This window comes from Paraglaciecola sp. IT1134, assembly GCF_058068185.1.
The window spans coordinates 5,229,506-5,250,560 of record NZ_CM176486.1 but is presented as its reverse complement, the minus strand read 5'-3'; the positions used below and the strand labels follow the sequence as shown (position 1 = coordinate 5,250,560).

The window sequence follows — 21,055 nt, the reverse complement described above, 5'->3', positions numbered from 1 at the left end:
TTAACCATGTCAGGGAATGCCGAGCAAAATAAAAACAATAAGATGGTGGTTAAACTACTGGCTATCGTGGTGGGCATGTTCGGTTTCGGTTTTGCCCTGGTACCTTTGTATGATGTGTTTTGCGACCTTACCGGGTTAAATGGCAAAACCGCCAATAGTGCGGCGGTTTTCGAGGCTATGGAGGTGGACGAAAGCCGACTGATTACCATCGACTTTATCACCCGGACTCAATCCGGTATGTCCTGGCAGTTTGAAGCCCAAACCAGGCAGTTGAAAGTGCACCCTGGAGAGATGAATCAGGTTGATTTTCGGGTCAGAAATCCATCCACGAAACGCATTATTGGGCAAGCAGTGCCATCGGTATCCCCTGGTACCGCGGCAATTTTTTTGAACAAAACCGAATGTTTTTGTTTTGAACAGCAAATATTAGAAGCGGGAGAGAGTGTGGTGATGCCCATGAAGTTCTATGTGGATCCGCAGCTGCCAGATGATATTACTTATTTTACCTTGCAATACACCTTATATGATGTGACGCCTGCTGCTCAGGACATTGCAATGAAACGTGGTTAACAGGAGAACAATATGTCACAACCAGAATATGAAAAATACTATGTTCCCGATCAGAGCCCCTGGCCTTTTGTCGGTGCCGTGGCATTATTCCTGATTGCAGTTGGTGCAGGTAACTTTGTCATGGAGGGCGCCAAGGGCACAGAGGGATACGGTCTTTACATTCTGTTGGCCGGATTCGCCACGCTGATTTTTATGTTAGTTGGGTGGTTCAGAAATCAAATCCACGAATCGATGAGCGGCTTATACAGCGCGCAATTGGGACGTTCATACCGTCAAGGGATGGCCTGGTTTATCTTTTCCGAAGTAATGTTTTTCGGCGCGTTTTTCGGGGCCCTGTTTTACGCCAGGGTATTCTCTATACCATGGTTAGGTGGTGCTTCGAACAATGTGGCAACGAACGAAGTACTGTGGCCGGCTTTCGAAGCTATTTGGCCCCTAATTAATACCCCGGGTGGCACACAAACCGAAGCTATGGGCTGGTACGGTCTACCCTTGATCAACACGGTTATCTTGCTGACATCCTCGGTGACTTGCCACATTGCCCATGTAGCCTTGGAAGAAGGCAAACGCGGAAGACTTAAATTGGCATTAGGCGTTACTGTGCTGTTGGGCGCGATTTTCATGGTGTTGCAAGTTGAAGAATATATGCACGCCTACCAAGAGATGAATTTAACCCTGCAATCAGGAATATATGGCAATACCTTTTTCCTGCTAACAGGATTCCATGGTCTACATGTTAGCCTGGGGGCGATAATCTTGTTCATTATGCTTCTGCGGATCTTCAAGGGACATTTTACCCCCGAGAACCACTTTGCCTTTCAGGCGGCCAGCTGGTATTGGCATTTCGTAGATGTGGTTTGGGTAATGTTGTTTTTCTTTGTGTATATTTTGTAAGAAGTATAATGCGTAGCTGGCTTAATTAGGTTTAGGCCAGCTGATATCAGGTACTCAAGGGTGTTATAGTGCCGCGCCTCCATCAAAAAGGGCGAGGATTCGGCTCAATTAGGCCGGTTGCCAGGGCAATTAAAATAACAACCACAATCGCCACCGAAGTCATCACTCGTCGGCCGATATATTTACTCATACGAGGCTGGTTAGGGTCATCTTTTAACATGATGATCATCGCCTTGATCAAACTAAACACCATGAACAGAAGTAATCCACCAATTATTATTTTTATAAGCAAACTGCGTCTCCTTTGTCACACTCTGGTTGTGTTGAGATAGATATGAGTGTGAAATCTATTAAATTACCCGTTATATCTACATTAATTACTTTGCTGGCGGTTGTCATTATGTTTGCGCTTGGATTATGGCAATTACAAAGGGCTGAACAAAAGTCGGTGCGCCTGGCAATGATCGAAGAAGCGGCAACCACTTCCGCTTCATCCTTGTCCCAGATCATGATTATGGAGCAGGATATTCGAGATCTGCCAGTTAGCCTGACAGGTAAACTAATCCCAAATATTTATTTCTTGCTGGATAACAGAATACATCAGGGCAGAGTGGGATTTGAAGTACTTGGCTTGCTCAATACCGACTCGGGAAATTTAGTGATAAATTTTGGTTGGGTGCCGGGAGATCCAAGCCGCAAGAAGCTGCCGGTTGTACAGTTACCTTTGGCCCTAAAGCAGGTAACGGGCAAGGTGGCTATACCGGACGTTAACCCTATGTCTAGCGAAACCGCCGATATTTCCCAGAGCTGGCCTAAAGTGATTCAACAACTCGATCTTACCTTTATCCAACAAGTTGTTCAGTTGCCGGTGTTGCCATTTATTGTGCAGCTTGATCCCGAGGCTCAATCCGGGTTCATACGTCAGTGGCAGCCGGTCGTCATGTCTCCTGAAAAACATATCGCTTATGCAATTCAGTGGTTTGGCCTCGCCATCGCTGCCCTGTTAATTTACGGATTTGCCCTGCGTGGCAAAACGAAAACTAAGGAACAACATGATCTCTAAGAAAAACAACAGTAAACGTATGTTACTGATTTTAGCTGTGGTCTTTATCTTGCCTGTGGTTTTGGCAAAGCTTGCTTTGGATAATAACTGGTTTGCTAAAGGTGCCACCAATAAAGGCCAGCTACTCTCCCCCCCGTTGGAATTAACCATATTACCCAATTTGGGGGTCGACAGTAAGTGGCATATTGTTTATGTATTACCTGCCCAATGCGGCCAAGCCTGTGACAATGCCATATATAGTTTGGGGCAGGTGTGGTTAGCTTTGGGTAAAGAAAGTGATCGGGTGGAACCCGTGGTGATCAGTACCACCTTCAGCGACCAAGCAGCAGTGGCTAAGTTATCTTTGCAAAATGTTGTTAAGTTGTTAAAAAGTAACGAAGAAAGTGTTGATTCTGTATTTAAAGATCAGCCAACAGATGGTATTTTCATAGTCGATACTCTGAATAATGTAATTTTACGTTACCCACTACACCTCGAGCAGCAACAAGCCATATTGCACAGCCGGGATATACTAACCGATATGCGCAAGCTGCTGAAGTTATCGCGTATAGGCTAGAGGACAATGAATGAAAAAATTGGTACTGATTAGCCTGTTGCTTGCGGCAGTAGTCATTATGTTGGGAGCCTATACCCGCCTGACCGACGCCGGATTGGGTTGCCCTGATTGGCCGGGATGTTACGGGCATTTTACGGTGCCCCAGGCCCATGAGCAGGTTGCTGCTGCCGAACTGGCCTTCCCTGAACGGCCTTTGGAGTCGCATAAGGCATGGAACGAGATGATCCATCGCTATTTTGCTAGTGCTCTGGGCCTGACTATTTTTGTCATATTTATTATCAGCATTATCAATCGATCCTATCACCGACCGGTTAAATTGCCTTTTTTCCTATTGTGTCTGGTGATGTTTCAAGGCGCCCTAGGTATGTGGACTGTGACGCTGAATTTGATGCCTGTGGTGGTGATGGGGCATCTATTGGGCGGCTTTGCCGTTTTGTCCTGCCTCTTTTTACTGTATTTGCGCTTGTCGCCCTATCGTATACCCGGAGGCGACCAACGTACCCGCCAATTCGGCAAGTTCGCTTTATTGGGAATGATTATTCTTTTATGCCAGATAGCGTTAGGCGGCTGGACATCGTCAAACTACGCGGCATTAGCATGTACCGAATTACCCCTCTGTGAGGGTAATTGGTACGAGCGTCTGGATTTCCTTGGCGCTTTTAGCTTACCCGATGCCCAGAATTATGAGTATGGTGTACACAACTACGCCCAACGCATGACCATGCATATCACCCATAGAATCGGCGCGTTTATCACCTTTATCTATCTGTGTTGGTTGGCGATCGGCTTATATGCGAGCGCCCATTCCCGGCTGATTAAGAAACAAGCGGCCTGGTTAGTTGTGGTTCTTGGGGCTCAGGTTATACTCGGCGTGAGTAATGTAGTCTTCAGTTTACCTGTTATGGTTGCCGTAATGCACAATGCCCTTGCAGCTTGTTTGTTGTTGGTGTTAGTGATGTTGAGCTACACCCTTTATCGAAAAACTTAGGAGACATCAATGAGCAAAGCTGCAGCTGCCTTGCAACAAAATTCCGGGCGGGGTATTACCACCACTTGGCGCGATTATTATGAAATGACCAAACCCAAGGTGGTGATGTTGTTATTGCTTACTGCGCTGGTAGGTATGTGTCTGGCCAGTGAAACTTGGATCAGCTGGAAGATCTTAATTGCCGGTTTGCTAGGCATCGGTTTCTTATCGTCGGCGGCAGCGGTGATCAACCATGTTGTGGATAGTAAGATTGACAGCCAAATGGCGCGTACTTCCAATCGGCCCATGCCCAAAGGCAAGGTTAGCCCCAGGCGAGCGTTGTTATTTGCCGCCGGGTTGACGGTAGTTGGCTATATAATATTAGAGTTATGGGTGAATAGGTTGACGGCTTTATTGACCCTGGCAAGTCTGGTGGGTTATGCCTTCGTTTATACTATGTACCTTAAACGCGCTACGCCGCAAAACATCGTCATTGGAGGCTTAGCTGGTGCGGCACCGCCACTGTTAGGGTGGGTAGCGGTAACCAACGAGGTCCACGCCCACGCGTTGTTGTTGGTGTTGATTATCTTTATTTGGACCCCACCCCATTTTTGGGCGCTGGCCATTCACCGCCAGAAAGATTATGCCCGTGCTAAAGTACCAATGTTGCCGGTAACCCATGGCATAGAATTCACCAAAACCTCCATTTTACTCTACACCCTGTTGTTAACAATAGTGTGTTTATTGCCCTATTTAATTGGCATGACAGGTTTAATCTATTTAGCGGGTTCTACTTTACTCAATGGCGGCTTTTTGTATTACGCGTGGAAGCTGAAATTTGCCAGTGATAATGACACGGCAATGCAAACGTTCAGGTTTTCCATCATTCATCTGATGGTATTGTTTGTGGTGCTGCTGGTCGATCATTATGTGAGATTTACCCTATGAAATTCATCCTATGAGATTCATCCTATGAGATTCATCCTATGAGATTCATCCTATGAGTAAAATAAAACTTGGGTTATTGGCACTGGTTGCCTTAGCCCTGGGGGTAGTACTGGCATTGACTATTTCACCCGGACAGATGGATAAAACCCGTTATATCAGTTTGTATCCTCAGGCCAGAGCTCTACCTGATTTTGAGTTAACGGATCACCATGCACAGGTTTTTCAGGCAGAAAATTTTAAAAATAAGTGGACCTTGGTGTTTGTTGGTTATACGTTTTGCCCCGACATTTGCCCCACCACTATGGCCGAATTAACGAGTATTTACCCTGCCTTGCAGCAGTTAGAAACAACCTATCCCATAGGAGTGGTTTTTATCTCGGTGGATCCTGGGCGGGATACGACAGAGCGATTAGCTGAATATGTTAATTTTTTCCATCCTCAATTTATTGCCGCCAGCGGTGAACATACCCAGCTATTCCCATTAGTTAGGGCGATGGGCATGATGTATTCCATCTCTGACAGCACGGATAATCCTAACTATCTGGTAGATCACAGCTCTTCAGTGGTGCTGGTGAATCCAGATGGCAATGTTATGGGGCGTTTTAAACCAGATTTTGCAGCGGGGAAATTGGCCATCAGTGACGGACAGAAAATTTTACAGGACTTGCCAGTGTTGATCTCCGCCTGGCCATAATGTATCACCTTCGCCGGGCGGTAAAGAGCGATGTCGACTCGCTGGTACCCTTACTTATCAGTTCGGCCCCCAAGGCGTTACCAAGGTTGTTCGACAATCCGCCGTCTTATACTGCCAAAGATTACCTTACCCATGCTTTGTCTCGCCCTGAGGGGCAATTCGGTTATGCCAACCACTGGGTAATAGCCCTGGACAATCAAGCTGTCGCTTTGGCTAGTAGTTGGGTTCGCTACCCCCCAGCGAGTTTTGTTTCTAGTACCTTTGATAGCTTGGCAAGCTGTTACTCAGGAGCACAACTGTTAAGGGTCTTACAGCGTTGCCAAGGCTTGCAGGAGGTTTTTCCCAAACCCCAAGTCAATGAATTATGTGTGGGGCATCTTGCCGTCAGTGGTCTGTATCGACGTCAGGGTTTAGCTAGTCAGCTGCTGGATCATTTTCAAACTATGGGTAAGGAACTTGGCAAAACGGCACTAACCTTGGATGTACAAGCCAGTAATCGAGTTGCCATTGAGTGTTATCTTAAATACGGCTTTGTGCATACCAGCAGCCATAATGATGACAGCGAATTGGCTCTGGGACACTATGAACATCTGCGTAAGGCCCTTTAATCAGGCCAGTGCCCCTGTTGATCAGCGACGAACCACGGCTTGGAGTACCAGTAATATCGTGACGGCTGTACGATGCTGGGTACGGTACAATTGAGTCTTGAGCGGCCATATGGCAGAAAAAGATTAAACTCAGCCAAGATCTTTTTACCTTCAATGGCAATGCTTTGAGGCTGGCCTTGGAAAAAACAGGCAATCCGCCCATTATCAATGTCTTTGTCATTAACCTCGAAGCTGAACGTAAACGGCATTTGTGCCTCATTCATCACGGGATCCTTAGGTTTAACGTCTGTTACCGGCATGGCAAGGCTGTGCATTTTTAACTTCAATAAGGCAAAGTCATCGTCAACACCGGCAGCAGGGAAGCGTGGAAGTGCGGAAAAATCACTGAAACTGGCGACTGCCCCTGAGTACTGTGCAAAACCGATAAAACCTAAATCCGTGATACGTTGTTGCAACGCTGGGGAGAATTCTCCATAGGGATAAGCAAAATACTTGTGGCTTATCCCTAGATTTTTTTGCAGCATCTGCTCGGCTTGTTGAATGTCTTTTTCTAAGCGTTTAAGCCAGTCACTTTCATCTTCGTCTCCTTTTCGGGCCAAGAGATGGTCGTGACTTAAGTTGTGATTGGCGAAAGTCGCGCCTTGTTTGGACATTTCGCTCATTTGCTGCCAGCTCAAATGATAATCGACTGCACCGACCAGAGCCGGGTTGATAAATACGGTATATGGCAGCTTAAATTCGCTTAAAATAGGCTGGCCATTTTGATAGATATCCACATATCCGTCATCAAACGTAATGGCTATGGCATTATCAGGCAAAGGGCGTTTTGCCTGTAGGGCGGAAATTATCTCGGGCAGCGGCAAAACGTGAAAGTTTTCACGCAAATATTGCATATGGTTTCTAAAGGTGCTCGGCGAAACAGAGGTTGAGCCAGGTGTTTTTTCACTCACGTGGTGATAAAGCAAGATAACTGCGTTGTCGGCGGCTTCAACGCTACGCACATTTGTGATGAGGCAACACCCTAAAATAAACAAAAAAATGATACGATCCATGCAGATACCCTTGGTTGATATGTCTGAAAATGGCTGTTTGCCTCGGGACTTAGGTATTTTACCCTAATCTGAGCCACATTGGCTGGGATTATAACATTGAATGCAGGCTAGGTTGCGGCTCGCCTAAACTGATCAATAAACCACCCACTAAATCGAGTTTACCTATTGCATGGAAAATAATCCGGCTAATTCACATTTTTGGGAGCGCCTGGCTCACCAGCGTATTCTGATTTTAGCCTTACCTATGATCCTCAGTAATATTACCACCCCGTTGATCGGTATGGTCGATACGGCCGTGTTGGGGCATATGCAAAATAGCCAATTTTTAGCCGGGGCAGCCATTGCATCGCTGATATTGACTCAAACTTACTGGCTTTGCGGATTTATCCGCATGTCCAGCACAGGTTTAAGCGCCCAAGCAAAAGGCAAACAAGACATCGCGCAGGCTAGTAAAGTGCTTTGGCACAGTGTGAGCGTAGCGTTGAGCATCGGTATATTTATCTGGTTGATACATCAGCCCTTGCTGGCAATAGGTTTGTATCTCAGTGATGCCAGTTCTGGTTTGCAAAATATCATAAGCCAATACTTTAACGTCAGAATTTATGGTGCTCCCGCCGCCCTGGCGAATCTGGCGATAATTGGCTGGTTGATTGGCCAACAACAAACCAGGCAGGTACTGATCATTCAGTTGCTGGCGAATTTGTTTAATGCGGCTCTAAGCATTTTTATGGTGTTTGTCTTGGGTTTAGGGGTTGAGGGGGTGGCGCTGGCCAGTGTCTTGGCCGAATATTCAATTTGCTTATCGGGCATGTGGTTGGCAGTGCGCCGTTTAGGTTTTATCAAACCCAGGTTGGTAGATTGGCACTGGTCAGAATTAACCCAATTGATGTCCTTAAACGGCCATAGTTTTATTCGTAATTTGGCCCTGCAGTTGTGTCTGGCTTTTGTGATATTTCAAGGTGCCCGATATGGTCAGATGACAGCCGCCAGTAATGCCATAGTCATGCAGTTTTTTGCCTTAATAGCCTTGGGTTTAGATGGAGTTGCTTACGCCGTAGAGGCACTGGTTGGTGAAGCCAAGGGGCGAGCCAGTAATCAGCAAATACACACTGTGGTGCTGCAAGGCTTATTTTGGTCTGCTAATTTGGCCGTATTGTATAGTCTTGGTTTTGTCTTTTTTGGTCACCAGATTATCGGCCTATTGACCGATTTACCCGAGCTGAGAACATTCTCCCACACTTATTTACCCATAACCTGGTTACTGCCTGTGGTGAGTCACTGGTGTTTCTTGCTCGATGGCGTGTTTGTCGGTTTAACGCGAGCTAAGGCTATGCAAAATAGCATGTTGCTTAGTAGCCTATTGGTATTTTTCCCTAGCTGGTGGTTACTCAGAGACCTGGAGAATATGGCACTGTGGATAGCCTTACTGGTGTTTATGTTAGCTAGGGGGGGGAGTTTGGGCTGGTATTTTACTTGGCTTTCCCAGCGCGGGCGTTTGGTAGCTTAAAGGCGTTAATTAGCCTAAATGCGAGGATCCCAATGTAGCCTACTATGGCAAAGCCACTGCCAACAGCAAGGCACAATAAGGCAGGTATGTAGAACCATTGCCAAATATGCTGAGCGGCAAATATCAGTATTACACCCAACACAAAAATGCTGAGCCCTATCTTGAAATTGCCCCAGCTTTTTTGCGGATTACTTGCCAGTTTATGCAGGCTGCGCTTGAGCATAAGGTTTAATAGTAAGAATGCTCGCCAGCTTCATGTTCTGTTTCGTCTTTGATGGCGGTTAGCTCCCCAGAAAATTGCGCCATCATTTGCTTTTCAATGCCGTCTTTAAGGGTCACATCGACCATGGAACAACCATTGCAACCACCGCCAAACTGTAAAATGGCCTCGCCTTTATCCGTGACTGCAACTAGCGAGACTTTACCACCGTGGCTGGCCAACTGGGGGTTAATTTCTGCCTCGATCATGTATCTGATACGCTCTTCCAATGGGGCATCGCTCTCTACTTTGCGCGCCTTGGCATTGGGTGCTTTTAGGGTTAATTGTGAACCCATTTGATCCGTTGTGAAATCAATTTCCGCCTCAGCTAAAAAAGGCACACTTTCGAGATCAACGACCGCATCAAAGCCATTGAATTCCAGTACTGTGTCACTCTCCTCGATCGCATCGGGGGGACAATAAGACACACCACATTCGGCGCTGGGCGTACCTGGGTTGACCACAAATACCCGAATGTTAGTGTCAGCTTCTTGTTTTTCAAGTAATTTACAAAAATGTGCTTGAGCAGTTTCTGATATAGAAATCATATTAAGGTCCTGTAAAATAGACATGACGCTATAATAACAAAATTACTTGACTAAAACACTCAAGTAATAATATTTGCTTATGTTAATTTCAGCTAAAACATGCGAACCTCCTTTTTTATCGAATTTTTACTCTCGGGTAGTTGAGGAAAGGGTGTTATGCTGGGTTGTTGTCGTTGTTTTGTTACAAGTTTATGGTTGATCTCCACCCAACTTTTCGCCGTTACAGATAAAGCCTATTTACCCGCGGATACCCAATACCTGGATGATATTCCCACCCCGACTGAGGTGTTGGGTGCACCGGTGGGAGAGTGGCATGTACGCCACGATCAACTGGTTACTTACATGCGTGCACTTGCCGGCACCTCAACACGGGTAAGTTTGGTTGAAACCGGCCGCACCCATGAGAATCGCCCGCTGTTATTACTCGCATTTACCTCTGCGGAAAATCAAAAAAATCTTGGGGAGATCCAGGCCAATCACCTCGCTAACCTGGGCAGCAAAACCTCAACCGACTCGCCACTTATCTTGTGGATGGGTTACAGTGTGCATGGCGACGAACCTTCCGGTAGTAACGCCGCACTGCTCATAGCCTACTATTTGGCCGCGGGACAAAATTCCCAAATAGACAACTTGCTCCAGAACAACGTGGTATTACTCGACCCAAGCATTAATCCAGATGGGCTGGCTCGGTTTGCCCAGTGGGCCAATATGCATCGCGGCAAAAACCTGGTGAGTGATCCCCAACACCGGGAACATCAGCAAGCCTGGCCCAGTGGCCGCACCAACCACTATTGGTTTGATTTAAATCGGGATTGGTTATTGCTCACCCACCCCGAATCCAGAGCGAGAGTTGCCCAGTTTCAAGCTTGGCGCCCAGATGTATTAACTGACTTTCATGAAATGGGCCCTAACAGCAGTTATTTTTTTCAGCCTGGTATTACGTCCCGTAAAAATCCATTTACACCGTTAAAAAATGTTGAGTTGACCGAAGCATTGGCAAAATTTCATGCCAAAGCCTTAGATGCTGACAAACAATTATATTTTACTCAGGAAGGCTACGACGACTTTTATTATGGCAAGGGTTCAACTTATCCCGATGCTTATGGCAGCATTGGTATTTTATTCGAACAAGCCAGTAGTCGTGGACATCAACAACAAACCGTCAACGGCCTACTTAAGTTCACCGATACAATCCGGAACCAGATCACTACTTCCCTATCTACTTTTTCCGGCGCCTTGGCCAACAAACAGGCGCTGGTAAATTATCGACAAGAGTTCGCCGAGCAAACCCAAAAACTGATCAGTGATGACAACCTAGTAGGTTATGTCATAAGTGAAGCGAAGGACAAAAGTCGCTTTGCAGCTATGCAGACTATCTTAAGCCAGCATGGTATTCAATTTTGGCCATTGGCTGAGCCCATAAAGATCAATGACAATCGATTTAACCCGGTGGACAGTATCTTTGTGCCCCTGGAACAAGCGCAATATCGCCTGATAAAATCGTTGTTCTCCGTACGTCAACGCTTCGACGACAACACTTTTTATGATGTGTCGAATTGGAATTTGCCACTGGCATTTAATCTGCAGTTCGAACCCGTTAAACGCAAGATTTGGCGAAAGGTTGCCTTGGACAAGGCGCCTAGAGACAACCAATCTCCGTCGTCCGCGCTGAGTATTGATGCCTATGCCTATGCATTTTCTTGGCAAGACTCCCATTCCCCCAAGCTGTTACAGCAACTGTTGAGTGCTGGGATCAAGGCTAAGGTGGCGGGCAATGCGTTTGTGGCCAGTACGCCAGAAGGAGACATCCCATTGTCTGCCGGCTCAGTGATCATACCGACAACCGCTAAACAGCCAGACAACTTGCTTGCTTTACTTGGCAATAAAGCAGACGAGCTGAATTTAAAGGTCTGGTCAGTGATGTCCGGACTTACCAGCCAGGGCATTGATTTGGGCAGTCGGGAAATGCTGGAGGTGCAGACCCCCCAGGTTTTGCTTGTTGGCGGTGCAGGCACCTCGCAATATGAAGTGGGTGAAATATGGCACTATTTGGATCAAAGGGTGGATATGCCTGTCACCATCACAGATCTTGCGGAGCTGGACGTTTTACCCCTCGCTTCTTATAGCCATATAATTTGGGCCAGTGGCGACTATCACCAGGTAGCACAGGGCACTGTTAAGAAATTAGACGATTGGATAAAAGCTGGAGGCGTGATAATAGGCCAAGGTAGCGCGGCCAAGTGGTTCAGTGAGCAGGATTGGCTAAAAGCTTCGTTTTTATCTAAAGACGAACTCAACAAGGCGTTTTCGGTCACCGGACTTAACTATGCCGACCAAGATGCATTAGCAGCAAAACAACGTATAGCAGGTGCAGTATTTGACACTCGTTTAGACTTGAGTCATCCGTTAACTTTTGGCTTTAGCCGGGAACACTTACCCAGCTTTCGCAACAGTACGGTGATCATGCGCAAACCTAAAACGCCTTTTATAACCGTTGGCCAATATTCTGCCAAACCGCTGTTAGCGGGTTACACGGCGGACGAATTACAACATTTGATCGCCAATAGCGCCTCTGTGGTAGCTCATACCCTGGGGAAGGGCAAAGTTGTAGCCTTTACGGATGATCCTAATTTTCGAGGATACTGGCAGGGGACTAGCCGTTTGTTGAGCAATGCCATCTTTATGGCTGACTTTATTAATGCTCCAGGGTAAGGCAGATACACCAGACGTCAATTTTTAATGCCGGGCAGTTACTTTGTAATAGCGATAACATAGCGTTGATTGTCGCCCCTGTAGTGACCACATCGTCAAACAACACCACATGTTTATACTGTGGTGCCCGATTCAAGGCAAACGCACCTTTGAGATTGGCCTTACGCTTGGCTGCACTCAATTGTGTTTGTGCCTGCGTGGCTTTCACCCGGCTAACCAATGCTGCATCCAAAGAGATAGGAATTAGGGCGGCCATGTGTTTGGCGATTTCAATACTCTGGTTAAATTTTCGTTGGCGGTAACGACTGTTATGCAAAGGCACCGGAAGGATGGCGTCAGGCAAGGGGCCCGGCACGTTAAGTAGCTGTTGCACAAATATTTGCGCCAGGATCTTGGCATGGGGCAGCTTGCTGGAAAATTTAAGACCGGTGAGCAAACTCGACCATGGCCATTGGTAATCAGCCAGGGCTAACAGTTGTCGACCATTAAAGTTTTTTAAGCCGCGCTGAGCCTGGGGCCAATTTAATAAATTGTAGTGGTATTTTCCCCAATCAAATAAGGCTAAGTCGTCCTGACAAAACTGGCATACCAGTGGCAAGCTGGCTTGTCTGCATATCAAGCAGCTTTGGGAAATGGCTAAAGTTCCCAATGTTTGTTGCCCGTACTTGATTTCATCCTATGCTTCCTTACACTGTCCGGCCCGCCAATAAGCGTAGATCAATTTACATGAATATGTGTTTACAAAGCCGCACCCAAGGCCAGGGACCTGCTTTAGTCCTGTTACATGGTTGGGGGGTAAATAGTGGGGTATGGCAGCCCATAGCAACCCAGCTAGAGCAATACTTTAGGGTTACTTACCTTGACCTGCCGGGGTTTGGGGTCAACGCCGATATACAACTTGGTCATTCAAGTTTGCAAGCTGTCGCCGATCTAGTGCATCAATGTTTGCCGGCTAAGTGCCACCTTCTGGGCTGGTCTTTGGGGGGCTTGGTTGCACAACAGATCGTCGCAGACCACCCTGAACTAATTGACAACTTACTGTTAGTGGCCACTAGCCCAAAATTTTCTAAAGCCCCTGATTGGCCCGGAATAGAGCCGCGTATTCTGCAAGCGTTTGCTCAACAACTTCAGTGTGATTTCAGCAAAACTCTGCAGCGGTTCTTGGCCATTCAGGCTATGGGCAGTGATTCGGCTAAAGCCGATATCAAGCTTATCAAAAAAAATATCCAACAATACCCCGAACCTAATCTTGGCGCACTACGGGCAGGGTTGCAGATACTGGCACAGACAGATCTGCGCAGGAACGTTAATATTGGCAATGTTTCGGTGCACTGGATGTTGGGTCGCCTTGACAGCTTGGTACCCGTAGGTTTGACTGATTATTTAGATGATGCTCATCCTGAGCACAGTTATCATATATTTCCACATGCCTCACACGCCCCTTTTATTTCCCATCCCGAGGATTTTATGGCCAATTTATTGAGTATTTTGATAGGCAAAAATATCAGCTAAAAGTGTCATCTATCTCAACCGGTTTTTCGTTTGATCAAGGGTAAATAAAAGTTTGCTGTTAAATTGTCGCAATTTGGTTAATAATTGAGCATGGATTTAGTTGGGGAGTAATAATTTTGGGCTTACTAATTGATAACGGTACGGGCTCTGCTTTTGCCAGTGGGGCATTGGGATTACAACGAGGCTCAAACCAAATTAGCCAGGCGTCGAGGAATATCACCAGTGCCACGGCTGGCAGCCAGACGAGTGGGTCTCAAGCTGGCGTAAAGGTAACTGATGCTCTGATTGACCTGCAAATGGGGGCTATAAATACCCAAGCTTCCGCCAGAGTATTGAGCGCAGCCGATGATACCCTCGGCACCTTGCTCGATACTTTTGCTTAGCTAAATTGACGGCGCCCAAGTGAATATAGTCACGCCCATTCCCATTGCAGTTTCCTTCACAACAGTGAATGTCAATACAGAAGCTGCACGCAGGGACAATAGTCTACGCGAAGCCGTGCCTGTACTGGTCGCTGCCGAAAATTCAGCTGCACAAGCCGGATTAGGCAGCGAAGCGGATAGACTTAAATCGCCTTATCAAGCTGTAGTATATGAACGCCCCCAAACACCAGCCCAGAGCGAGACACAACAAAATGCCGCCAATCAGGATAATGCCAAGGATCCCAGCGCCGGTAAAGAAGAGGCTGATCAACGTCAGCAGACTCAGCAAAAGCAACAAGAGCAGGCTGAGGTAGCCGAGCTCAAACAACGAGATGCAGATGTACGCGCCCATGAACAGGCCCATGCTAGCTTAGGCGGCCAATATGCGGCACCACCGCAATATGAATACACTAAAGGACCTGATGGTAAACGCTACGCTGTGGACGGGGAAGTCTCCATTGACATAGCCCAGGCAACATCTCCGCAAGATACCATACGCAAGATGCAACAAGTTAAAGCGGCTGCCTTGGCCCCGGCTGAACCTTCTGCACAGGATCGCAAGGTTGCCGCAGAAGCGAGTCAGAAAACCGTAGAGGCGCGCAACGATATATCTGCACAACAAACAGAAGATCGGCAAAAAGAGTTTAGCCGACAGGTAGCCGATGATGACAGTGTAACCCTGGCGCAAAGTATTGATTTAGACGATATAGCGCAAGTTACCGATGTGAGTCCCCCTACTTTGGATGCTAGTTTGGCAGGGAGTCTTGACAGTAATCCTCAAGATTTTGCCCGTCTTTTAGCCGGGCGCGCCGAAAAAATGCGCATCCGGGAAAGTGTGATCCAAAATTACTATCAGCAGGTCACCCAACCTAAAAATAATGGGTTTGAACAAAGTGTTTGAGTAAGGGCCAGCGTGAAATCAACAAAACAAACTCAGCCCTCCTGTGAGGGCTTTTTAATGGACTCGTCTTAATGGACTCGTCTTAATGGACTTGTCTTAATGGACTCGTTTAACTCTTTTTGGCTTTAGCAAAAGCATCGGCAAAAGCATTTCCCATGGCTTGGTTATTCCCCGCCCCCTGAGCCTTCTTGCTGGTCGGATTCTGTTGGCGCGCTTGGGTACCCGTTTTGGCTTTAGAGACAGGTTGGGCACCAGGTTTTGCTGCAACCGGATTATCAGTTAGACGCATAGTGAAGGAGACGCGTTTTCGCGCCACGTCGACTTCCAATACTTTAACTTTAACGATATCCCCTGCTTTTACAATTTCTCGCGGGTCCGAAATAAACTTGTCTGTCATCGCTGAAATATGCACCAAACCGTCTTGGTGAACACCCACATCGACAAACGCGCCAAAGTTGGCAACATTACTGACTACGCCTTCTAGTATCATGCCGGATTTTAAGTCACTGAGTGATTCCACTCCTTCCTTAAAGGTCGCGGTTTTGAATTCGGGACGGGGATCCCTTCCGGGTTTGTCCAATTCGCTGATAATATCGCTCACTGTGGGCAAACCGAACGTCTCACTGACAAAGTTATGTGGGTCGAGTTTCTTCAGTATCTCAGAGTTGCCTATCAGGTCATTGACGGCAGTTGCTGAACTGTCGACTATGGCCTGCACCACAGGATATGCCTCAGGGTGCACAGCGGATGCGTCCAGTGGGTCTTGACCTTGCATGATACGCAGGAACCCGGCGGCTTGTTCGTAAGCTTTTGGCCCCAATCTCTCTACTTTGAGCAGTTGTTTACGACTGGTAAAAACTCCATTTTTATCTCGGAAGTTGACTATGTTGTAAGCCAGAGTCCGATTTAATCCTGACACATGGCTTAACAAGGCGGCAGAGGCCATATTGACGTCTACACCTACAGCATTTACGCAATCCTCAATTACCCTGTCCAGGGATTTACCCAAGTTACTCTGACTGACATCGTGTTGATATTGACCAACGCCTATTGCTTTAGGCTCTATTTTTACCAACTCAGCAAGGGGGTCTTGCAGGCGCCTGGCAATCGAAACTGCACCGCGTAAGGACACGTCCATATCCGGCAATTCTTCAGACGCCAATTCAGACGCCGAATAAACCGAAGCGCCAGATTCACTTACCACTATCTTGCTTAACCCTAACTCCGGATTGGCTTTTATCACTTCAGCGACAAGTTTATCTGTTTCTCTGGAGCCGGTGCCGTTGCCAATACTGATCAGCTGAACTTTATGCTGTTTACATAACATGCCCAAGGTGCGCAAGGCTTTGTCCCACAGCTTTTGCGGTACATGGGGAAATATAGTGCTGGTGGCCAGTACTTTGCCAGTGGCGTCGACTATAGCTATCTTAACTCCGGTTCGTAAACCTGGATCCAGGCCCATAGTGGTTTTGGGACCTGCCGGTGCTGCCATTAACAAATCATTCAGATTTTTAGCGAACACCTCAATGGCCTCTTGTTCTGAACGTTCGCGGGTGGCTCCAAATAACTCGGTTTCCATATGCAGCGCGATTTTTACCCGCCACGTCCATTGCACCACTGATGCCAGCCAGGGATCCCCCGGGCGATTCGCAAAGGCCAGACCTAAATGCTGGCTGATGATTTGCTCACAGTATGAGCTCTTGTCTGAGGTGTCTTTTTCCGGATCCGCATCCAGATTCACTTGCAGGAAATTTTCGTTACGGCCGCGAAACAATGCCAATGAACGATGGGAAGGAATTTTGTTGAGTAATTCACTATGGGCAAAGTAGTCGGCGTATTTACTGCCTTCTTTTTCTTTACCTGCAATGACTAGACTCTTGATATGCGCATGTCTGAGCAAGTGTTGGCGAATTTTCTGTAATAAACCGGCATCCTCGGCAAAACGTTCCATCAGAATATATTTGGCGCCATCCAAAGCCGTTTTAACATCATTAACCCCCTTATCCGGATGAACAAATGCCGTTGCTTCGTTTTCTGGTGTCAAGGCAGGATCGGCAAAAAGTTTGTTGGCCAGGGGCTGTAAACCTGCCTCGATAGCGATCTGTCCTTTAGTGCGCCGTTTAGGTTTGTAGGGTAAGTACAAGTCTTCTAGTTCTGTTTTACTTTCGCAATTGAGGATAGCGTGTTTTAAGGCTTCGTTTAGTTTGCCTTGTTCGGTAATGGATTTTATGATCACTAAACGACGGTCGTGGATTTCCCTTAAATAGCCTAAGCGCTGTTCCAGTTTGCGTAATTGAATATCGTCTAAGCCATCTGTGGCTTCTTTACGGTAGCGAGCTATGAAGGGAACGGTTGAACCTTCATCCAGAAGATTAACGGCAGCTTGCACTTGCGATGATTTAACTTGAAGTTCGCTCGCGATTTTTCCAATGATCATGTAACGGCCCTATATTGGCTTAGATGAGATTAAACATTATCTTAACTGGGGTATATATGGGTAATAGGCGCAAAATACCAGTGTTAGCAGGTAATAATGCTAAAATAGTTGTCGTCGTTCCTGGCAAGCAAAGTAACCCGGCACATTATTCATGAATAGAACCAATTATATTACCCGAGAGGGATGGGCAAAACTCGAGCAAGAACTGCGATTCTTATGGAAAGAGGAGCGGCCAAGGGTTACCCAGGCAGTGTCGGAAGCTGCAGCCATGGGAGATAGATCTGAGAACGCGGAATATATTTATGGCAAGAAACACTTGCGTCAGATTGACCGGCGAGTAAGGTTTTTAAGCAAACGTATGGAAGACCTTAAAATCGTTTATCCATCAGCACAGCAATATGGCAAAGTATTTTTTGGAGCGTGGGTGGTGTTGGAAGATGATGATGGCCAAGAAAGTCGTTATCAGTTGGTTGGTCCTGATGAATTTGAATTACGTGAAAACAAAATTAGTATCGACTCCCCCCTGGCCAGAGCGTTGATTGGTAAGGCCGTAGATGATGAAGTGAAAGTTGTTACACCAAGTGGTAATAAAAACTATTTTATTAGCGCAATTTATTACAACAAATAATTTAATTTGGGAGTGAAAAATAATTAAATTAGTCTATCCTTATTCTATCAAAGTTGGTTTCAAGCGGTTCGCTTATTTTCTTTCAAACTAAACTTTGATTGAGCGGGTATACAGATCAGTTGCCATCTGGATACCGAAAGCAGTTTTACTCTAACTGACAAGAACGTGTACATCACAAACTAGTAGGGTTATTTCCGGTTCAAAACTACCTTACTAACAAGATAAGAGCTCTCAGTTTGGGCTGGCAGCATTAAAATTGACTTGTACTTTTGACGTTAAGGTAGGACGTCCGCAATAACAATGATTAACCTTACCCGGATTTATCTGGGCCAATTAGCCCTTTCTTAGGGCAGTAATAACGAGGGAATAAGGTTCAGCAAGGACAATTAGCTGATGAGTATAAAAAACCGAGCACCGTCTGGTGTTCGGTTTTTTATTGGGGTAACTTATTCTGCAGCAGGAGCTGCTGGCACAACTTTCAATAATTCAACTTCAAATATTAAAGTGGAGTTACTGGTTATGGCACCCGTGCTGCGCTCACCATATGCTAATTCAGAAGGTATAAAAAATTTATACTTGGAACCCACTTTCATTAGTTGAACACCTTCGGTCCATCCAGCTATAACCCGATTTAACGGGAATGATGCCGGTTCGCCTCTTGTATAAGAAGAGTCAAATTCCGTTCCGTCTAACAACGTCCCGCTATAGTGAACAGTCACAGTATCTTCTGGAGCAGGAGAAACGCCCTCACCTTCGGTCAGCACTTCGTACTGCAGTCCGGAATCCGTTACTGTCACACCGTCGCGCTTAGCATTTTCTGCCAGAAAAGCGGCGCCGTCAGCGATGTTTGTTTCGCCTTGGGCTGCGGCCAGGGCTTGTTGTTTTTCACGGGAAGCGGTTTCCATAGCTAAGGTCAAAGTTTGAATTTCTTTCATTTCCAGTTGTGACTGCTGCTGCAATGCGGCCACAAAACCTTTGACCACCAAGTTTTTATCCAGGGTAATATCTAACTGTTCTTGCTCAGCTAATTTTTTCTCAATAAACTGACCCACACTGGCACCCATGGCATAGGCCTGTTGGTCAGCTTCTGTTTCAAGCTTTAATGTCTCAACTTTCAGTATATCGACTTCTTGTTGTTGTCCACAAGCCGACAAGCCTAGTGTTGAAGTGATTAGAATAGCGATTGCTGTTTTTTTCATTTAATTCTCCCAAAGTTAGATGTGTTGAATGCGTTAGTTATGATAGGCCTCAACCTGATAAAGCGCATATACTAAACGCCCAGAGGGAAAGAAGAAACCCAAATAGGAACGAACAATTGACTGCGCTATACAGAATAAGTTTAATTATTTTATTTCTTAATGCATGTAGCCCTGGAGGAGGCGCGCCAATCAAGACCTGGCGGCATGCCGCAGACGGGGCTTATGCAGCCAATATTTCGCCAGATGGCACACTTGCGGTAGTGTCTGGCGTAAATAATGGCATTTTGGTGTGGGATTTGGTCACTAATAAAAAACGCTATGAGTGGCAACATCAAGGTGAAGGCAACAATTTAGTGCTCAATATCCATATCGCATTTGATAACAGTTATGTCGTCACCGCTGACCGGGAAGCCTTTGCCTTGTGGAATCTAACCACTGGTGAGCCCGAAGGGTTCTGGCGTATTGATGAAGCGAGTATTCGTGATGTCGCGGTGTCCAATCAGGGCCGGGGTATATTGGTAGGTCGAGGTAATGGCAAGGTCATGTTCTTTGAACCCCAAAGCGGCAGGCGCTTAGAATTTTTAGGACATCAGGAAAAGGTTAACAGTGTGGATATTTCGCCAAACGGGTTTTATGCCCTCACTGGGGGGAATGATTATGTGGCCTATTTATGGGACACTCGTAGTGGCCAGGTTTTACACAAATTTACGCACCCCAGCCGGGTCACCAAAGTAGTATTGGACGACAAAGGCCGATTTGCTTTTACCGCAGATAGCAAACGTCAGGCCAGGGTTTGGGATTTGACCACGGGCAAGGAAGTGAGTCGATTGCAGTATTTGGCCAGACAGAAAATATTCAGTACCGCTGTTTTTTCCGAAGATGGCCGTTATTTGTTAACCGGATCACCGGCCAGGAGAATGAATTTATGGCGGGTAACTGATGGCAATGAACTGCAAGAGTGGCAAGTGGCACCCAGGGAGGGTAGCCGGCCCCAAACCGCCGTGGTTTATGGGCTTGGGTTTATCAATAATAAACAGATAGTGTCAGAAAGCAGTAGCGGGTTAGCTGAGTTCTGGCAAATAGACGATTAATTTACGAGTAGGTTATGCAGCAGATACAAGCAGATACAAGCAGATATTGAACAATTACAAATGAAGGTGTCTTTTCAGGAAGACACCATAGAAGAGCTCAACAGTGCCCTTATCCAACAGCAAAAACAGTTGGAGGACTTGCAGTTTAAAATTTCTCACCTGGTAAATAAAGTAAACACTTTGGAAACACCCAATGCGGGCAGTGACGTTAGTGAGCCACCCCCGCCCCATTATTAATAGATGTTGGCTAGGTGGCTTGGCATTATTCTGGTTTAAATACGCCAATTACGTTTTCATTTTGGCGCGAGGCTGCAGTGACGTTTTTGTCAGCTTGGGTTTGCTGGTAGTTACAGCTAATACATTGCAGCTTTTCGACATTGTTTTCGAAATATAACATTAAGGTGTCGATTTTTTTGCAGTTAGGACAAGTCGCCCCTGCTATAAAGCGTTTTTTTATTTTGTTTGTCATTATCAATAGGATTTCTTC

The 21,055-nt window shown here is 46.4% G+C and carries 23 protein-coding genes; 16 read left to right on the top strand and 7 right to left on the bottom strand.

What is annotated here, in order from left to right; all coding sequences use genetic code 11:
* The first annotated feature begins 6 nt into the window (after window positions 1-6).
* Together AC3RV5_RS23025 and AC3RV5_RS23020 are read left to right on the top strand one after the other, a co-directional pair.
* Window positions 7-570, top strand: a complete 564-nt coding sequence (locus tag AC3RV5_RS23025) for a cytochrome c oxidase assembly protein (protein ID WP_489729893.1) — start codon at window positions 7-9, stop codon at window positions 568-570.
* A gap of 12 nt (window positions 571-582) precedes the next feature.
* Window positions 583-1,464, top strand: coding sequence for a cytochrome c oxidase subunit 3 (locus AC3RV5_RS23020; RefSeq protein ID WP_489729892.1), 882 nt, complete (start codon window positions 583-585; stop codon window positions 1,462-1,464).
* Window positions 1,465-1,546: 82 nt separating this feature from the next.
* Here AC3RV5_RS23020 and AC3RV5_RS23015 read toward each other — a convergent pair whose 3' ends face one another.
* A complete protein-coding gene (locus AC3RV5_RS23015; RefSeq protein WP_489729891.1) occupies window positions 1,547-1,756 on the bottom strand; it encodes a DUF2909 domain-containing protein in 210 nt (69 codons plus the stop codon).
* Window positions 1,757-1,798: 42 nt separating this feature from the next.
* On the opposite strand from AC3RV5_RS23015, the gene AC3RV5_RS23010 reads away from it, so the two are divergent.
* The 6 genes from AC3RV5_RS23010 to AC3RV5_RS22985 are packed head-to-tail and all read left to right on the top strand — an operon-like array spanning window position 1,799 to window position 6,300.
* Window positions 1,799-2,527, top strand: coding sequence for an SURF1 family protein (locus tag AC3RV5_RS23010; RefSeq protein WP_489729890.1), 729 nt, complete (start codon window positions 1,799-1,801; stop codon window positions 2,525-2,527).
* Window positions 2,517-3,083 (top strand): hypothetical protein, encoded by a 567-nt coding sequence (locus AC3RV5_RS23005; protein WP_489729889.1) that lies wholly within the window; start codon window positions 2,517-2,519, stop codon window positions 3,081-3,083. The genes AC3RV5_RS23010 and AC3RV5_RS23005 overlap by 11 nt, the downstream gene beginning before the upstream one ends.
* Window positions 3,084-3,093: 10 nt before the next feature.
* The gene (locus tag AC3RV5_RS23000) at window positions 3,094-4,071 is read left to right on the top strand and encodes a COX15/CtaA family protein (RefSeq protein ID WP_489729888.1); all 978 of its coding nucleotides are present in this window, start codon (window positions 3,094-3,096) and stop codon (window positions 4,069-4,071) included.
* Window positions 4,072-4,080: 9 nt separating this feature from the next.
* On the top strand, window positions 4,081-4,998 hold the full coding sequence (cyoE, locus tag AC3RV5_RS22995) for a heme o synthase (RefSeq protein WP_489729887.1): 918 nt from the start codon (window positions 4,081-4,083) through the stop codon (window positions 4,996-4,998).
* Window positions 4,999-5,050: 52 nt separating this feature from the next.
* Window positions 5,051-5,692 carry an SCO family protein gene (locus AC3RV5_RS22990; RefSeq protein ID WP_489729886.1) on the top strand — a complete coding sequence of 214 codons (642 nt, stop codon included), beginning with the start codon at window positions 5,051-5,053 and terminating at the stop codon, window positions 5,690-5,692.
* Window positions 5,692-6,300: a GNAT family N-acetyltransferase gene (locus AC3RV5_RS22985; protein WP_489729885.1), complete on the top strand. Its 609-nt coding sequence runs from the start codon at window positions 5,692-5,694 to the stop codon at window positions 6,298-6,300. The genes AC3RV5_RS22990 and AC3RV5_RS22985 overlap by 1 nt, the downstream gene beginning before the upstream one ends.
* Here AC3RV5_RS22985 and AC3RV5_RS22980 read toward each other — a convergent pair.
* The gene (locus AC3RV5_RS22980) at window positions 6,297-7,352 is read right to left on the bottom strand and encodes a polysaccharide deacetylase family protein (RefSeq protein ID WP_489729884.1); all 1,056 of its coding nucleotides are present in this window, start codon (window positions 7,350-7,352) and stop codon (window positions 6,297-6,299) included. The two genes, AC3RV5_RS22985 and AC3RV5_RS22980, sit on opposite strands and share 4 nt — an antisense overlap.
* A 169-nt stretch (window positions 7,353-7,521) precedes the next feature.
* Here AC3RV5_RS22980 and AC3RV5_RS22975 point away from each other — a divergent pair, with 169 nt between their 5' ends.
* A complete protein-coding gene (locus AC3RV5_RS22975) occupies window positions 7,522-8,859 on the top strand; it encodes an MATE family efflux transporter (RefSeq protein WP_489729883.1) in 1,338 nt (445 codons plus the stop codon).
* Window positions 8,860-9,087: 228 nt separating this feature from the next.
* Here the strand turns inward: AC3RV5_RS22975 and nfuA are convergent, their stop codons facing one another.
* Complete coding sequence (gene nfuA / locus AC3RV5_RS22970) at window positions 9,088-9,666, bottom strand: Fe-S biogenesis protein NfuA (RefSeq protein ID WP_489729882.1); 579 nt, start codon at window positions 9,664-9,666, stop codon at window positions 9,088-9,090.
* A gap of 156 nt (window positions 9,667-9,822) precedes the next feature.
* Between nfuA and AC3RV5_RS22965 the strand changes: the two genes are divergently transcribed.
* Entirely contained in the window at window positions 9,823-12,378 is a 2,556-nt protein-coding gene (locus tag AC3RV5_RS22965) for a M14 metallopeptidase family protein (protein WP_489729881.1), read from the top strand.
* Here the strand turns inward: AC3RV5_RS22965 and AC3RV5_RS22960 are convergent.
* Complete coding sequence (locus AC3RV5_RS22960; protein WP_489729880.1) at window positions 12,362-13,027, bottom strand: ComF family protein; 666 nt, start codon at window positions 13,025-13,027, stop codon at window positions 12,362-12,364. The genes AC3RV5_RS22965 and AC3RV5_RS22960 overlap by 17 nt on opposite strands.
* Window positions 13,028-13,104: 77 nt before the next feature.
* On the opposite strand from AC3RV5_RS22960, the gene bioH reads away from it, so the two are divergent.
* The 3 genes from bioH (at window position 13,105) to AC3RV5_RS22945 (ending at window position 15,213) form a co-directional block, all read left to right on the top strand.
* The gene (gene bioH / locus AC3RV5_RS22955) at window positions 13,105-13,890 is read left to right on the top strand and encodes a pimeloyl-ACP methyl ester esterase BioH (protein WP_489729879.1); all 786 of its coding nucleotides are present in this window, start codon (window positions 13,105-13,107) and stop codon (window positions 13,888-13,890) included.
* A gap of 116 nt (window positions 13,891-14,006) precedes the next feature.
* Window positions 14,007-14,273, top strand: coding sequence for a hypothetical protein (locus AC3RV5_RS22950; RefSeq protein ID WP_489729878.1), 267 nt, complete (start codon window positions 14,007-14,009; stop codon window positions 14,271-14,273).
* Between the two features lie 19 nt (window positions 14,274-14,292).
* A complete protein-coding gene (locus AC3RV5_RS22945; RefSeq protein ID WP_489729877.1) occupies window positions 14,293-15,213 on the top strand; it encodes a putative metalloprotease CJM1_0395 family protein in 921 nt (306 codons plus the stop codon).
* A 109-nt stretch (window positions 15,214-15,322) separates the two neighbouring features.
* Here AC3RV5_RS22945 and AC3RV5_RS22940 read toward each other — a convergent pair whose 3' ends face one another.
* The gene (locus tag AC3RV5_RS22940; RefSeq protein ID WP_489729876.1) at window positions 15,323-17,650 is read right to left on the bottom strand and encodes a Tex family protein; all 2,328 of its coding nucleotides are present in this window, start codon (window positions 17,648-17,650) and stop codon (window positions 15,323-15,325) included.
* A gap of 151 nt (window positions 17,651-17,801) precedes the next feature.
* On the opposite strand from AC3RV5_RS22940, the gene greB reads away from it, so the two are divergent.
* Window positions 17,802-18,278 carry a transcription elongation factor GreB gene (gene greB / locus AC3RV5_RS22935; RefSeq protein WP_489729875.1) on the top strand — a complete coding sequence of 159 codons (477 nt, stop codon included), beginning with the start codon at window positions 17,802-17,804 and terminating at the stop codon, window positions 18,276-18,278.
* A gap of 446 nt (window positions 18,279-18,724) precedes the next feature.
* On the opposite strand, the gene fkpA is transcribed toward greB, so the two are convergent.
* Window positions 18,725-19,477 carry an FKBP-type peptidyl-prolyl cis-trans isomerase gene (gene fkpA, locus AC3RV5_RS22930; protein WP_489729874.1) on the bottom strand — a complete coding sequence of 251 codons (753 nt, stop codon included), beginning with the start codon at window positions 19,475-19,477 and terminating at the stop codon, window positions 18,725-18,727.
* Window positions 19,478-19,593: 116 nt separating this feature from the next.
* Here fkpA and AC3RV5_RS22925 point away from each other — a divergent pair, with 116 nt between their 5' ends.
* Both AC3RV5_RS22925 and AC3RV5_RS22920 read left to right on the top strand, forming a co-directional pair.
* On the top strand, window positions 19,594-20,568 hold the full coding sequence (locus tag AC3RV5_RS22925; RefSeq protein ID WP_489729873.1) for a WD40 repeat domain-containing protein: 975 nt from the start codon (window positions 19,594-19,596) through the stop codon (window positions 20,566-20,568).
* Between the two features lie 60 nt (window positions 20,569-20,628).
* Window positions 20,629-20,805 carry a SlyX family protein gene (locus AC3RV5_RS22920; RefSeq protein ID WP_489729872.1) on the top strand — a complete coding sequence of 59 codons (177 nt, stop codon included), beginning with the start codon at window positions 20,629-20,631 and terminating at the stop codon, window positions 20,803-20,805.
* 25 nt (window positions 20,806-20,830) lie between these two features.
* Here AC3RV5_RS22920 and AC3RV5_RS22915 read toward each other — a convergent pair whose 3' ends face one another.
* Window positions 20,831-21,037, bottom strand: a complete 207-nt coding sequence (locus tag AC3RV5_RS22915; protein ID WP_489729871.1) for a YheV family putative zinc ribbon protein — start codon at window positions 21,035-21,037, stop codon at window positions 20,831-20,833.
* Window positions 21,038-21,055: the final 18 nt, after the last annotated feature.

What these genes read in the sequence shown, in the direction of transcription:
- AC3RV5_RS23010 (WP_489729890.1), top strand. Translation starts at nt 1,799, where the DNA reads ATGAGTGTGAAATCTATTAAATTACCCGTTATATCTACATTAATTACT.
- AC3RV5_RS22940 (WP_489729876.1), bottom strand. Translation starts at nt 17,650, where the DNA reads ATGATCATTGGAAAAATCGCGAGCGAACTTCAAGTTAAATCATCGCAA.
- nfuA (WP_489729882.1), bottom strand. Translation starts at nt 9,666, where the DNA reads ATGATTTCTATATCAGAAACTGCTCAAGCACATTTTTGTAAATTACTT.
- AC3RV5_RS22915 (WP_489729871.1), bottom strand. Translation starts at nt 21,037, where the DNA reads ATGACAAACAAAATAAAAAAACGCTTTATAGCAGGGGCGACTTGTCCT.
- AC3RV5_RS22975 (WP_489729883.1), top strand. Translation starts at nt 7,522, where the DNA reads ATGGAAAATAATCCGGCTAATTCACATTTTTGGGAGCGCCTGGCTCAC.
- cyoE (WP_489729887.1), top strand. Translation starts at nt 4,081, where the DNA reads ATGAGCAAAGCTGCAGCTGCCTTGCAACAAAATTCCGGGCGGGGTATT.
- AC3RV5_RS22920 (WP_489729872.1), top strand. Translation starts at nt 20,629, where the DNA reads ATGAAGGTGTCTTTTCAGGAAGACACCATAGAAGAGCTCAACAGTGCC.
- greB (WP_489729875.1), top strand. Translation starts at nt 17,802, where the DNA reads ATGAATAGAACCAATTATATTACCCGAGAGGGATGGGCAAAACTCGAG.
- AC3RV5_RS23020 (WP_489729892.1), top strand. Translation starts at nt 583, where the DNA reads ATGTCACAACCAGAATATGAAAAATACTATGTTCCCGATCAGAGCCCC.
- fkpA (WP_489729874.1), bottom strand. Translation starts at nt 19,477, where the DNA reads ATGAAAAAAACAGCAATCGCTATTCTAATCACTTCAACACTAGGCTTG.
- AC3RV5_RS22965 (WP_489729881.1), top strand. Translation starts at nt 9,823, where the DNA reads ATGCTGGGTTGTTGTCGTTGTTTTGTTACAAGTTTATGGTTGATCTCC.
- AC3RV5_RS22980 (WP_489729884.1), bottom strand. Translation starts at nt 7,352, where the DNA reads ATGGATCGTATCATTTTTTTGTTTATTTTAGGGTGTTGCCTCATCACA.
- AC3RV5_RS22985 (WP_489729885.1), top strand. Translation starts at nt 5,692, where the DNA reads ATGTATCACCTTCGCCGGGCGGTAAAGAGCGATGTCGACTCGCTGGTA.
- bioH (WP_489729879.1), top strand. Translation starts at nt 13,105, where the DNA reads ATGAATATGTGTTTACAAAGCCGCACCCAAGGCCAGGGACCTGCTTTA.
- AC3RV5_RS23000 (WP_489729888.1), top strand. Translation starts at nt 3,094, where the DNA reads ATGAAAAAATTGGTACTGATTAGCCTGTTGCTTGCGGCAGTAGTCATT.
- AC3RV5_RS23025 (WP_489729893.1), top strand. Translation starts at nt 7, where the DNA reads ATGTCAGGGAATGCCGAGCAAAATAAAAACAATAAGATGGTGGTTAAA.
- AC3RV5_RS23005 (WP_489729889.1), top strand. Translation starts at nt 2,517, where the DNA reads ATGATCTCTAAGAAAAACAACAGTAAACGTATGTTACTGATTTTAGCT.
- AC3RV5_RS22990 (WP_489729886.1), top strand. Translation starts at nt 5,051, where the DNA reads ATGAGTAAAATAAAACTTGGGTTATTGGCACTGGTTGCCTTAGCCCTG.